The 13492-nt window shown below is 70.0% G+C and carries 11 protein-coding genes; 2 read left to right on the forward strand and 9 right to left on the reverse strand.

The window, feature by feature from the left end; genetic code table 11:
- Nucleotides 1-4: 4 nt before the first annotated feature.
- Together IPH07_15830 and IPH07_15835 are read right to left on the reverse strand one after the other, a co-directional pair.
- Nucleotides 5-1159, reverse strand: a complete 1155-nt coding sequence (locus tag IPH07_15830) for a ferritin-like domain-containing protein (GenBank protein ID MBK6918862.1) — start codon at nucleotides 1157-1159, stop codon at nucleotides 5-7.
- Entirely contained in the window at nucleotides 1156-1755 is a 600-nt protein-coding gene (locus tag IPH07_15835) for a TetR/AcrR family transcriptional regulator (GenBank protein MBK6918863.1), read from the reverse strand. The genes IPH07_15830 and IPH07_15835 overlap by 4 nt, the downstream gene beginning before the upstream one ends.
- Before the next feature lie 313 nt (nucleotides 1756-2068).
- On the opposite strand from IPH07_15835, the gene IPH07_15840 reads away from it, so the two are divergent.
- Entirely contained in the window at nucleotides 2069-2611 is a 543-nt protein-coding gene (locus IPH07_15840; protein ID MBK6918864.1) for a DUF2062 domain-containing protein, read from the forward strand.
- Here the strand turns inward: IPH07_15840 and IPH07_15845 are convergent.
- From IPH07_15845 to IPH07_15875, 7 genes are all read right to left on the reverse strand, one after another.
- Nucleotides 2608-4035 (reverse strand): MYXO-CTERM sorting domain-containing protein, encoded by a 1428-nt coding sequence (locus tag IPH07_15845; GenBank protein MBK6918865.1) that lies wholly within the window; start codon nucleotides 4033-4035, stop codon nucleotides 2608-2610. The genes IPH07_15840 and IPH07_15845 overlap by 4 nt on opposite strands.
- Before the next feature lie 184 nt (nucleotides 4036-4219).
- On the reverse strand, nucleotides 4220-5257 hold the full coding sequence (locus tag IPH07_15850; GenBank protein MBK6918866.1) for a hypothetical protein: 1038 nt from the start codon (nucleotides 5255-5257) through the stop codon (nucleotides 4220-4222).
- Nucleotides 5258-5367: 110 nt separating this feature from the next.
- On the reverse strand, nucleotides 5368-6486 hold the full coding sequence (rodA, locus tag IPH07_15855; protein ID MBK6918867.1) for a rod shape-determining protein RodA: 1119 nt from the start codon (nucleotides 6484-6486) through the stop codon (nucleotides 5368-5370).
- The gene (mrdA, locus tag IPH07_15860) at nucleotides 6486-8624 is read right to left on the reverse strand and encodes a penicillin-binding protein 2 (GenBank protein ID MBK6918868.1); all 2139 of its coding nucleotides are present in this window, start codon (nucleotides 8622-8624) and stop codon (nucleotides 6486-6488) included. The genes rodA and mrdA overlap by 1 nt, the downstream gene beginning before the upstream one ends.
- Complete coding sequence (locus tag IPH07_15865) at nucleotides 8621-9166, reverse strand: hypothetical protein (protein ID MBK6918869.1); 546 nt, start codon at nucleotides 9164-9166, stop codon at nucleotides 8621-8623. Before IPH07_15865 ends, mrdA begins: the two co-directional genes overlap by 4 nt.
- Before the next feature lie 20 nt (nucleotides 9167-9186).
- The gene (mreC, locus tag IPH07_15870) at nucleotides 9187-10071 is read right to left on the reverse strand and encodes a rod shape-determining protein MreC (GenBank protein ID MBK6918870.1); all 885 of its coding nucleotides are present in this window, start codon (nucleotides 10069-10071) and stop codon (nucleotides 9187-9189) included.
- Between the two features lie 40 nt (nucleotides 10072-10111).
- Entirely contained in the window at nucleotides 10112-11143 is a 1032-nt protein-coding gene (locus tag IPH07_15875) for a rod shape-determining protein (protein MBK6918871.1), read from the reverse strand.
- Between the two features lie 491 nt (nucleotides 11144-11634).
- On the opposite strand from IPH07_15875, the gene IPH07_15880 reads away from it, so the two are divergent.
- Complete coding sequence (locus IPH07_15880) at nucleotides 11635-13491, forward strand: peptidylprolyl isomerase (GenBank protein MBK6918872.1); 1857 nt, start codon at nucleotides 11635-11637, stop codon at nucleotides 13489-13491.
- Nucleotide 13492: the final 1 nt, after the last annotated feature.

Below are 13492 nucleotides of genomic sequence, written 5' to 3' on the forward strand. Positions count from 1 at the left end.
GACTCTACACGGCTCCGACCGGATTGCCGTCGTCGCCGAACATCTCGGCCGCCGTGAGGTCGGGCGCGGCCGGGAGGTGCTCGAACGCCAGCAGGCCGAGCCGCTCGTAGTGCCGCCGCACGCGATCGCCGAGCAAGCCGATGCGACGCAGGTTCGGGATCAGGCGGCGAAACATGGTGTCGCGGAAGCGCTGCATGAAGGTCGAGCCCAGCACGAGCTTGTCCCACCGTCGTCGGGGCATCACGTGGGCGTAGTACTCGTCGTAGAACTCGTGACCGAGGAAGCGGTTGCGCAACAGCACCGTGATCTCGTAGGCCCAGTCTTCGCGCTCACGACGCTCGCGCTCCGCGATGCGGCCGTAGTAGTCGCGCAGCGCGATGACCCCGAAGGTGACGTGCCGGGCCTCGTCGGTGATGACGTACTTGAGCAGCTCGCGAAGCAGCGGCTCGCGCGTGCCCTGCCGCAGCGTCCCGAACGCACCGAGCGCGAGGCCTTCGATCATGATCTGCATGCCGAGGAACTTCAGGTCCCAGCGGCCGTCCGTCATGAGCGCATCGATGATGGTGTAGAGGTTGTCGTTGATGGGGTAGAGCTTGCCGAGCTTCTCGTCGAGGTAGCGATGGAACACCTCGACGTGTCGGCCCTCGTCGACCACCTGGGTCGAGCCGTAGAGCTTGCCGTCGAGCCACTCGACCGCCTCGGTGACCTGGCAGGCAGCGAACAGCGCGCCCTGCTCGCCGTGTAGGAACTGCGACAGGATCCACGACGTGAGCGCCCAACGATGGGTCTGCTGCGTGTGCTTGGGCAGCGTGCGGTACTCGGGCACATCCGTGAGCGGCAACCACGCGTCGGGGATGAGCTCGTAGCGCTCGTCGTGCGGATCGACCTGGATGCTCCAGTCGAGATCGGTGTCGCCGTTCCACTGCGAGCGCTTGGCGGCGTCGTAGAGCTTGGCGAGATCGGCCCGGTTGCGCTCGTAGTCCCACACGAACTGGGCGTCGTTGCGGGTCGCCAGCGTCGTGCGGGGCCCCTGCTTGCCGCGCTCGAGCAAGAAGCCGCGCACGGCCGGACCCACGAGATCGAGGAACACCTTGGGGTTGCGCGAGCGCCCCACCGCGGACAGGGCCGACACGTCACGGACGTTGGACTCGGTGCTCATCGGTACTCCTCCTCCAGCAGCAACAGCTCGGCGAGCTTCTGCGCGTGATCTTCTGCGCCCCACAACGGCACGCGCAGCGGGCCGGCCGCGGCGCGGACGAGCCCATCGGTCGCGATCTGCAGGATCGCCGCACGCAGCGGCACGTCACCCCGCACGACCCCGCGGCCCTGCATGCGGATGAACCGCTCGACGAGATCGACCAGCGGTGCGACCTGGTTCATCAGGATGTCGGCGCCCGGCCCGGTGCCCGCGACCAGCTCGCGCAGCACGATGCGTGCGACCTCGGGCTCCGACTCGACGAACGCGAGGTAGCTCTGCATGGTCGCGCGCAGCCGGTCGACGAACGGCCCGGTCGCGGTGACCTGGGCCGCCAGCGCGCGCGCGAGGCCATCGAAGCAGCGCGCCACGGTCGCGGCGTACAGCGCCTCCTTCGAGTCGAAGTGGTAGAGCAGCGACGGACGCGTGATGCCAGCGGTCGCGGCGATGTCGGCGAGCTTGGCTTGCGCGAAGCCGGCGGCGGCGAACTCGATCCGTGCGGCGTCGAGGATTCGCTCCGGCGTCGCGGTCGAGATCGCCGAGAGCGGAGGACGTCCCACGCCCAAGAGGCTAATCGACCTGCGGGTAGATTCGCAAGTTCAGCGGGCGGACGATCGCACCGACCGCCTCGAAACCCCACCCGCGGCGGCTAGTACCTCGACACAGGGATTGTGATGGGTCAGAACGCCGTCATGGCCGCGACTCCGCAAGGCGCCGTGCCGCCGGAATACCGGGCGTATTTCAAGGTGCGGCAACGCAGCGAGGCGCGGTCAGGGCGGTGTTATGGCCCGTCACAATCCCTGTGTCGAGGTACTAGACTGCGAATGGACCCGACGCGGCGACCGCCACGGTCGCCGCGGGCCTCCCCCGACGATGGCACCGCGCACGCGCTCGCTCCGCTCCGGCCTGCGGTCGCTCCTGACGCTGGGCGGGACCCCGCGGGGCGTGGCGGGCGGCTTCGTGTTGGGGCTGTCGCTGTCGCTGCTGCCGGTCCCGTTCGCGGGCATGTTCGTCGCGCTCGCGTTGGCGCCGCTGCTGCGCTGCAACCTCCCGGCGACCTACGTCGGCACCGCGGTCGTCAACCCGCTGACCGGCGCGTTCTTCTACGCGAGCGAGCTGTGGATCGGCTTGGCGCTCCTGGGCCGACCCGCGCCGAGCTTCGCGAGCCTGCGCGCGCTCGATGCCGCGGGCTTCTTCGCGCTGCTGCAGTCGATGCTGCTGCCATTCGCGATCGGTGCCGCGGTGCTGGTCGCGGTCACGCTTGCGCTCGGCTATCCGCTGGTCCACCTCGCGGTCCGCCGCTGGCGTCACCCCGGCGCCCCAACGCACGAAGGCGTCGAACCGCAGCGCGGCGCGACGCCTTCGGCTGGGCCGGCGTCGGAGGCTCCGACGCCGAGCACCACCTCGCCGCACTAGCGGCGGTTGCGACGACGGGCGAACGCGAGGCCGAACAGGCCCAGCGCGAACGCACCTCCGCCGGCACCGGGCTCGGTGGTGCAGCTGCAGCCGCCGTCGCTGTCGTCGGTCTGACCGCTGTCGGCCGAGCCGCCGCCCGAGCCCTCGCTGCTGCTATCGCCGTTGCTGTCGCTGGCGTTGGTGTCGCTGGCGCTGGCGCTGGCGCTGCCGCCACCCGAGGTATCCGCGCCACCGGTGCCGCCATCGCCCTCGATGGTCACGTGCACGACGATGGGCTCGATGGTGTTGCCCGAGAGGTCCGAGGCCTCGAACGTCACGGTGTAGTCGCCGCCCGGCAGCGCGCCCGCGAACTCGGGGCCGGTGCTGAAGCCCGCCGACGAGTCGTAGTAGGGCGCCGCGCCGCCCGAGTACTCGACTGCGCACACGCCGTTGGTGCCCTTGCAGGTGCGGCCGTTCTCGTCGGCGCCCGGCAGCCCTGCGAGCGCGGGCGACTCGATGGTCCAGCGCGCGAACACGAGGTTGCTGTCGTCCGAGACCATCGCCTGGAAGTCGATGCCACTGCCGGCCGGGAGCACGTCACCGTCGTTCGCGATCGTCATCATGTCGACGGTCGGCGGCGTGGTGTCCTCGACGAACGGTCCCGCGCCGTACACACCGAGCAGCTCCTGGTGCGGGTTGATCTGCCCGTCCTGCATGTCGCAGTACGACTCGTGGACGTAGCCGCACACCAGGTTGTTGGTCATGGTGTTGTCTTCACCATCGATGCTCTCGACCTGGTTGACGCAGGTGTCGACGAACGTGGTGGACGGCATGGTCCAGTCGGGCCCGCCGGTGTCCGACGCGGGGCGGTAGTACATCACGTCGGTCGGATCGTCGGTGTTCTCGAGGCCCGAGATGTAGCCGAAGGCGATCAGCGCCGACTGCACGCGGTCGGGCATGTCGCAGTTCATGGTGCCGCCGCTGATCGACGCGATCTCGTGGCGGGGCTTGGCGTCGCAGCCGATCGGCGCGCCGGTGCACGTGTAGCTGGTGCCCGTCTTCGAGACGGTGTCGTTGACCAGCAGCATCAGGTACGGCACGTACTCGGGCGGACGCGTGGTCGTGACGCGGACGTTGTACGGCGCCAACGCGGTCGTGAGGCCGTCGACGATGTCCGCGACGTCGGCACCCGGGGTGCTCGGACCCGCCTCTTCGAGGCCAGCGATGCAGCCGAGGCCGGAGTTGCTCTGACCGCCCGTCGACACCGGGCACATGGTGGCCGGCACGAGGTCGACCGGCTCGGTCGGCACGAAGAGCACCGCCGGCGCCGCGTCGTAATCGTACGCACCGAGGGGCTCGGGACGGCTCTGCAGCTCGTCGGCGTTGGCGGTCGCAGCGATCGCGAAGGAGGAAGTGGCGAAAAGAGTGGCAATGGTGCGCTTCATGGCAAACTCCGAGCGGGACGCTGCCGCGTCGCAGCCCTCGCTGTCAACCGTCCAGGTGGCGACCACGTGTCCGAGCGCCGTCGCCCTTGCCGATCGATCGTCCGATGATCGAGGCGCCCACGGCGACCCGTGCGTTCCCTCTCGGCACGCACGAACTCGCCACGGTACGAGCGTGCGCGTGTGCTCAGGCGGCGTGCAACACCGGCACGTCGAGCGACGGGCCCCGTGCGATGTCCAGCGCCGCGAAGCCGCGGAACAGCTCGCCATCGATCACCGGATCGAGCGTGCTGCCGCCCTTGGCCCGAACCTGCATCGACTGCGCGGTGCCGTCGAACACCTGGCGACCCCAGATGGGGGTGCCCAGCACGATGTTGGGCAGGTTCGCGACGATGCCCAGCGGTGAGGTCGAGATCGCCTGCGCGTGCAGGACCCCGGGCGCCTGCGCGTGCCGGAAGGTCCGCACGACGCCACCGAGGCTGATGTCGATGGCGCCGACCTGCAGCGAGGCGAAGCTCTCGAACGGCAGCGCGCGCCCATCCACGTCGACGTGGGCCAGGGTCGGCTCGAACACCGCCTCGGCGTAGTCGCGGAGCTCGGCTGGCAACAGCTGGCCGAGCCCAGGGGTGTGATTGGCGAACGCGCCGGCGGTCGAACGACCGATCACCCGCGCGATCGACCACGCGTCGACCGGCTTGCGCTCGTACAGCTTGTCGAAGAAGCGCTGCGCGATGCCCCCGACCGCCGATGCGAAGCCGAGATGATCGATGCCGCTGCCGTCGGCGCGCCGACCTTGCACGTGCAGGGTGTCGATCGAGACGGTGTCGAGCGGCACGCCCGCCCGCACGCGGTGCACGAGCACTCGCACGAGCTGCGCTGCGTCGCCGCGGATGCCGACCTTGTGGGCGACGAAGTCGATGCTGCCGCCGTTACCCGGCACGATGCCCGGCCAGTCGACCATGACGCCCGCGGCACGCCGCGCGCGCACGAGCTCGTGCCCGACCGACAACATCCAGTGCAGCGTGCCGTCGCCGCCATCGCAGACCCACCAGCGGCAGCCCGCGTCGAGGAACTCCTCCAGCACACGGGGCAGCGAGTCCACGTCGCAGGTCTCGCGCACGATCCCCGCCGCACCGACGGCCCGCTCCAGGTCGCGGCGACGCTGGGGGTGCCGGCGGTTCTTGCCGGAATTCGGATTGGTGAGCACGCCGACGATGGGGCGCATTGCGGTCGCAGAGTATGGCCATGGTTTCCCGCGCCGTCACCGTGCGAACCGACCTGCGCAGGCTCGCCGCAACGCCTGTGCAAGCCGGTGCGCGGCGAGCTGCCCCAACGTCAGCGGACGTGGCGGGATCGCGAGACGCTCATCAGCACGCCCAGCGCGAGCATGATCGTCAGCACGTTCGAGCCACCCGCACTGATGAACGGCAGCGTGACGCCCGATACCGGCAGCAGCTGCAGCACCATGCCGACGTTGATCGTGACGTGCCAGAAGAACAACGCGGCGACGCCGACGCATGCCAACGCACCAAAGCGGTCCCGCGCCTGCGACGCGATGTTGATCGCCCACAGGATCAGGCTCATGTAGAGCGTGAGCAGCATTGCCCCGCCGACGAAGCCCCACTCCTCGGCGTAGACCGCGAACGGGAAGTCGGTGAAGGGCTCGGGCAGGAATCCCAGCGAGCTCTGGGTGCCCTTGTCGATGCCGCGACCGAAGAACCCGCCGTCACCGACGCCGATCATCGCCTGGATGGTCTGGTAGCCCTCGTCGTCGGCATACAGCTCGGGGTTGAGCCACACGTCGATGCGCTTGCGCTGGTACGAAAGCATGTAGCTCCAACCCAACGCGAACGCGATCACGCCGGCGGACATGAGCACCAACGCGCTGCGCAGCGTCAGGCCGGTGATCGCGAGCAGCGACATCGCCAGCATCGCGATCATCAAGCCCGTCGACAGATCGGGCTGATAGACCACCAGCGCCATCGGCACCAGCACCATCGCGCTCGGCAGCACGAGGTCCCGCAGCCCACGTGGCTTGGTGCGCGACGACGAGTCGTGCAGGTATCGCGCGAGCGCGACGATGATGACGATCTTCATCAGCTCCGACGGCTGCAGGCGCCAGTCGCCGGTGCCCAGCCAACGCCGGGCGTTGTTGACCTTGATGCCGAACAACGGCACCAGCGCGAGCAACCCCACCGCGACGCCATACGCAGCGTAGGCCCCGCGGTAGATCACCCGATAGTCGATCGCGGTGACCACGAACATCGCGATGGTCCCGAGGCCGACCCAGCGCAGCTGCGTCGCCACGCGACCGGTCCAGTCGCCCTTGCCGGCGCTGTTGAGGTTGATGATCGCCAGCGTGACGATCGAAAACGTCAGGATCACGATGACCCAGTCGATCGACCGCCGCAGTCGACTGAGCAGATCCTGGGGTCGCTCGAGCGTCGATCGCATCAGTCGGGACTCCGGGTGTCGGCGCGGTGGGCTGGCAGCGCCGGCTCGCTCGCGGGCTGCTGGGCCGGCTTGCTGGGCTTGGTCTCCGGGGGGTTGCGCGTGGGATCGCGGCGCTCGCCGGGCTTGCCGTCGCCATCGGCGGCCGCGGGGTCGGCGTCCGGGCGGCCGGGCAGCGGCGGCGGCACGCCGAAGCCGCGCGGTCGCTCGCCGGTCTCCGAGGTGGTGCTGCCGAGGTAGTGATCGATCACCTTCATCACGATGGGCGCAGCTGCATCGGCGCCGGTGCCACCGTGCTCCACCACCGCCACGACCACGATGCGTGGCGCCTCGGCGGGGGCGTAGGCCGCGAACCATGCGTGGTGCTCGGTGGTGTCCCAGCCGGCGATCTCGATCTCGTTGTTGGCGGACTCGCGACCGACCTGCGCGGTGCCGGTCTTGCCGGCGACGACCACGTTGGCGAGGCGCTCGCTGTAGGCGGTGCCGCTGGGATCGTTGACGACCCCGACCAGGCCACGATGGATGCGCTCGCGATCGTAGGCGTTGATGACCGGGGCCTCGTTGCGCGGCTTGGGCTCGTTGGCCAGCACCAGCTTGCCCTCGTTGGTCTCGATGCGATCGACCAGGTACGGCGTCATGACGCGACCGCCGTTGGCGAGCGCGGCATAGACCACCGCGAGCTGCATGACGGTGACCTTCACGTTGCCCTGCCCGATGGCGCTGTTGAGCCGCACGCCGCCCTGGTAGGTGCCCTCGCGCGCCTCGAACTCTTCGGTCGGGATGGTGCCCTTCACCTCGCCGTTGATGCCGAGGCCAGAGCGCTCACCGAGGCCGAGTGCGCGCGCGAACTGCTCGACGCGCTCGAGGCTCAGCGTGTTGCGCATCGCGAGCGTGTAGAAGTAGGTGTTGCACGACTGGATGATCGCGTGCTCGAGATCGACGTTGCCGTGGACGTGGGTGTCCTTGAAGCGGCGTCCACCGAACAGCACCGAGCCGGTGCACTCGATCTCGGCGTCGGGGTCGAACTCGGGATCGGACAGGGCCGCCAGCGCCGACACGACCTTGTAGGTCGAGCCGGGGAAGAAGTGCTCCTGCACGGTCTTGTCGATGAACGGCTTGAGCGGGCTCTCCGACCACTGCCGCCACAGCTCGCCGGGGATCGGCTGCTCGTAGCGGTTGGGGTCGACGCCCGGCACCGACACCATCGCCAGCACGCGGCCGGTGTCGGCCTCGAGCGCGACCACGGCCCCCGCGAGCTTGGCCGCGACCGCGTCGTGGGCCACGCGCTGCAGGTCGAGGTCGAGCGTGAGGTAGATGTCCTGGCCGGGGATGGGATCGCGATCCGGCGGCAGCGCGGCGAGGGCCTCGGCGGTGGGCTCGGCGACCTCGCGGCGCGCGGCGTCGACCACCCGCGAGCGCGAGCCGAGGCGCCCACGCAGATAGTTCTCCCACATGCGCTCGATGCCGGTCTGCCCCACGCGATCGCCGGGGCGATACGAGAGGTGGTCGGAGCGCTCGAGCGACTCGCGATCGATGTTGCCCATGTGTCCGGTGACGAAGCCGGTCAGCTCGCCCTCGGGGTAGAAGCGGCGCGAGCTCTCGCGGATCTCGATCCACGGATCGAGCGCGCCCAGCCGCGCCTGCAGCCGCGCGAACTCGTCCCAGCCGAGGTTGCGACGGAGGATCTGCGCGTGCCGACCGCGGTCTTCGTCGCCGCGCAGCTCCTCGATGCGGCCCAGGGTCTGCGCGCGGTCCTCGTCGTCGACGAAGTCGAACAACGAGGCTAGCAGCTCGACGGTCTCGTCGTCGATGCTCTCGCGCTCACCGTCCTCGGTGGCGCTGATGCCCCCGTCCTCGTCGGCTCGGAAGCGGGTCCACGCGGTGAAGTAGAGCGTGTAGGCGGGACGATTGGTGGCGACCGGGCGGCCCTGGATGTCGAAGATGCGGCCGCGCGGCGCCTCGACATCGACGACGTCGACGAAGTTGCGCTCGGCCCGACGCGCGTAGTGCTCGCCCTCGAGCACCTGCAGCTGGCACAGCCGCAGCATCAGGCCCGAGAACACCAGGAACACCACCAACACCATGCCGGAGAACCGCGACCGCAGCTCTCGGAGGTTGTCGGGTTGGCGCAGGTCGATCATCGCGGGTCCAGATGGAGATCGGAGGGCGGGCGCGGCTCGAGGCGGAACAGGTCGAACAGTCGCGAGAGCAGCGCCCACACCGGCGGCGCCACCAGCACCGTCGCGAGCGCATGCCAGCGTAACCCGATCAGCATCGGCAGCAACGCCTCGGTGCGAACCGAGAGCGGCTCGGCCAGCGCGAGCAGGATCGCGAGGGTCGCGGCGTCGATCAGCGCGACCGCCATCAGCGACACCAGCGCCCGCATCGGCCAGCCCCGCACCGCAATGCGCCCGGCGGCCCAGTGCAGCACCAGGAACGCCACCGCCAGCGACAGCGAGAGCACGCCGACCGGCGCGCCCTGGTGGAGATCCTCGATGTAGCCGAGGCTCACCGCGACGGCGAGCCCGGGGATGAGCTCACGCTCCCCGGTGAATGCAGCGTGTGCGATCACCACCGCCGAAGTCGCCGGTAGCACGATCGTGAGTCCCAGCACCTCGGCGAGGCCGCCGGTCGCCGCCACCAGCAGCCAGCCGACGATGAGGTACGTGAACGCGCGCAGCATGACGGTCTCGGGCCCGAGGGCTAGCGGATCGGCACCAGGCCGCGCGCCTGCGGCAGCGACGACACGTGCTCGGCCTGGGGGTCGGTCGCGGGCGCCGCGGCGAGCACCACCCACACCACGTCGAGGCGATCGAACTGCACGCTGGGCATCACGCGCAGCCGCTGTTGATCGCCCACCAGCTGTTCGATGCCGACCACCTGCCCCACCGGATGGCCCTTGGGAAACAGCTCGTCGACGCCGCTGGTCTGGATGATGTCGCCGAGCTGGACCTCGTAGTCCTTCGAGACATCGACCACGCAGCTGTCCTCGCTGTCGCCCTCGAGGATGCCCTGCGCGTGATTGCGTGCGACCTCGACGGCGACCATGCTGCGCGCGTCGGTGATCAACATGACGTCGCTGTAGTCGTCGAAGCTCTTGTCGATGCGGCCGACCACGCCGTCGGGTGACAACACCGCCATGCCGGGCTCGGCGACGTTGCGACCGCGGTCGATGCGGATGTTGACCACGCGGAAGAACGGCGACTGATCGACGCCGACGCGCTCCGCGGGGATCATGTCTTCGGGCACGCGCTCGCGCATCTGCAGCGCGCGCCGCAGCTGCGTGTTCTCCTCCTCGAGCTGCGCGAGATCCCGCATCTTCTGCTTGAGCTCGCGGTTCTCGCCCGCGAGCTCCTCGTTGGCGTCCTGCAGGCGCGCCTGCAGCACCCAGCGCTCGAAGAACCCGCCGAGCATGCCGAAGGAGTACGAGACCGCCGCCTCGAGCGGGCCGCCGATGCGACGGATCGCGCGATCGAACGCCCCCATCTGGTGGGGGTCCTTCAGGCTGCTGCGCAACAGCATCACCGGGATGCCGAGCAACAGCGCCACCAAGGCACCATTGCGCACGCTGCGGAGGGACACTGCCATCGGGCACCTTCGGACGGCCGCTCGGGGCCGCGTTGTTCCCTTACTGCAACGCGACTTCGCGCAGCAGGTCGAGTTCGTCGAGCGCGGCACCGGAGCCCAGCACGACCGCGAACTCAGGCTCGTCGGAGAGGAACACCGGCAGACCGGTCTCTTCGGAGAGCAGTACGTCGAGGTTGGCGAGCTGCGAGCCGCCACCGGTGAGCACGATGCCCTTGTCGACGATGTCGGCGCACAGCTCCGGCGGCGCGCGCTCGAGCACCGATCGCACGGCGTCGACGATCGCGCTGACCGGCTCGGACAGCGCCTCGCGGATCTCGTCGGAGTCGACCACGACGGTCTTGGGGATGCCCGCGACGAGGTCGCGCCCCTTGACCTCCATCGTCATCACGACCTCGGTCGGCGCCGCGGTGCCGATCTCGATCTTGATGCGCTCGGCGGTGCGCTCACCGATGAGCAAGTTGTACTTGCGCTTGATGTGCTGGATGATCGCCTCATCCATCTTGTCACCGCCGACGCGGCAGCTCTTGCACGCGACGATGCCGGCCATCGAGATCACCGCGACCTCGGCGGTGCCCCCCCCGATGTCGACGACCATGTTGCCGCCGGGCTCGGTGATCGGCAGGCCGGCGCCGATCGCCGCGGCCATGGGCTCCTCGATGAGGAAGACCTCGCGGGCGCCGGCGGCGAGTGCCGAGTCACGGACGGCGCGCTTCTCCACCTCGGTGATCCCCGACGGCACGCAGATGATGATCCGCGGCTTCACGAGGGTCTGGCGGTTGTGCGCGCGCGTGATGAAGTAGCGCATCATCGCCTCGGTGACCTCGAAGTCGGCGATGACGCCGTCCTTCATGGGCCGGATCGCGACGATGTTGCCGGGCGTGCGCCCGAGCATCTCCTTGGCTTCCTTGCCGACCGCGAGCACCCGCTTCTGGTTGGCGTTCTTCTGCACCGCCACCACCGACGGCTCGTGCGCGACGATGCCCTTGCCCTTCACGTACGTGAGCGTCGTGGCGGTACCGAGGTCGATCGCCAGATCGTTCGAGAACAGGCCGTATACCCAGTCGAACAGCATCGCGTGGTGCCGGGAGCGGAGGTCCTTGGCGACGGACCTGTGGAGGAACGCGCCGCGGCGGACGAGTGGCCACCCGAACGCTTGGGGCGTGGTGGGGCAGCGCGAGCGACCGTGGAGTCGCACTCCAATACACGACGGTTGCTGGGATCGGCAAGCCGCGGGATCACACGAGGCCGAGCCGCGCCGGCGGGAATGCGCCGCGCCGGCACCGATCCCCACGGTGCGCCCCGGCTCGGAGGGGCGATCCACGGCACCCTGCGAGGGAATTCGCGGGATCGCACGGGTGCAGCCCCGGCGCCGCGGAAGCCCCAGCGAGGCCGCGCGCCGCCGGGGGCCAGGCCGGGGCCGGCCGAGCGCCCGCGTGGGGCGGCGAGGGTCGATGCCCCTCGCGACGGCGCACCACGCGAAGGCCGCGCCGTCCCCACCCGCTTGGTTCCCCCGCTCCGTGGCTGTCGGTTTGTGGCGCTTCTCGCTACCTTCCTAGCCCGCCCATGCTCGACTTCTTGCGCCGCTCTGCTTCGAGCGTCTTCGCGTGGCTCATCCTCGGTGCGCTCGCGCTCGTCTTCGGTCTGCAGTTCGGACTGCCCAGTGACTCGCTGAGCTTCGGCGCGGGCGCGTACGCGAAGGCGTACGGCACCGCGATCGGCGACGACGAGTACCGCTACCAGTTCAACGTCCTGCGCCGCGTCGTCAACGTGCCCAAGGATGCCCGGCTGCAGCAGCTGATGGGCGTCAAGGAGGAGGTGCTCGAGGCCGCGATCGAGCGCGAGGTGCTGGTCGAGGGTGGCCACGCGCTCGGGCTCGAAGCCACCGCGCACGATGCCGAAGATCTCGTGCTCGCGGGTCACTTCATCGTGCTCGGCGAGACCGCCGACTGGCTCAGCCCCGAGCTGGCGTTCAACTACGAGATCTTCGCCAAGTCGCTGCTGCCCCAGCTGCAGGTGTCGGAGCCGAAGTACCTCGAGATCCAACGCCGCGAGCTGCTCGCTCGCACGGTCCGCGATCTGCTCGCCGGCTCGGCGGTGGTCGGCGAGGGCGAGCTGCGCAGCATCTACGACGAGGGCGCCAACCGCCTCAATCTCCGCTACGCCCGCTACGAGCCGCTGCAGTTCGGCGAGCTCATCGATCTCGACGACGCCGAGGTCACGAAGTACCTCGAGGCCCACCGCGCGGAGCTGAGCCAGCAGTACGCCAGCCAGGGCAGCCGCTTCGCGAAGCTGCCCAAGCAGTCGCGGGTGTGGCTGATCGCGCTCGACAAGCCAGCTTCGGCGAGCCCGGCCGCCGACGGTGCCGACGGTGCCGACGGTGCCACCGACGCTACCGACGATGCCGGCGAGGGGCCGCCGAAGAACCCGCCGGCCGCCGACGCAGGCGCGGCCGCGAAGCCGCGCAAGGGCAAGCCGGGCGACGATCCGGCGGCGACGGTCCGCGCGCAGCTGTCCGCGCTGCGCGGCCGCATCGATCGCGGCGAGGACTTCCGCAAGCTGGCCCGCGAGTTCTCGCGCCACGAGAGCGCGCTGCGAGGCGGCGAGCTGGGCTGGATCAGCGAGAGCGTCGGCTCGGGCATCGATCCGGCGATCGATGCCGCGGTGCAGGCCGCGAAGCCCGGCACGCTCTCGGAGGTGATCGAGGGCGCGAACGCGTTCTACCTCGTGCAGGTGCGAGCGCGTCGCGAGGGCGACATCCCCGAGGCCGACGCGCTGCCCGAGCTGGCCGAAGAGGGTCTGCGTCGCGAGAAGGGTCGCGCGCTGGCCAAGACCGCCGCGCAGGAGGACCTCGCGGCGATCGTCGCCGGCGCTGCGCTCACCGACGTCTTCCGCGGCGGCAGTGCGCTGGGTGGCGACGGCGGTGGCATCGAAGACGCCCGCGACGCCCGCAAGCGCGTCGAGCTCAGCGAGACCGGCTCGTTCGCCAAGGGCGACGCGCCGCCGGGCCTCGGCACCGCCCCGGAGCTCATCACCGCGGCGTGGGCCGGGACCCCGGATCAGGGACTGCTCGACCAGGTGTTCGAGGTCGGACAGGACTACGCGCTCGCCGGCGTGATCGAGAAGAGCGAGGCCACCGACGCCGGCTTCGCCGACGCGAGGCGCGAGCTCTATCGCCAGCTGGTCGCGCGCAAGGGGCAGCAGGTCACCGCGCGATGGACCCACCGGCGTTGCATCGAGGGCAAGGCCAAGGGCCAGATCAGTGGCGACGCCGACAAGCTGACCAAGCTCGTCAGCTACGAGGTCGCGAACGAAGACGGCACCACCGCGCCGCAGCAGCCCTACGAGCTGTGCGATCGCGTGGGCAACCGCGGCGGCATGCTCCGGGGCGGCGGTCGCGGCGGGTTTCCCGGCGACGGCTGAT

Source organism: Deltaproteobacteria bacterium, assembly GCA_016709225.1.
Classification (GTDB): domain Bacteria; phylum Myxococcota_A; class Polyangia; order Nannocystales; family Nannocystaceae; genus Xiheibacterium; species Xiheibacterium phototrophicum.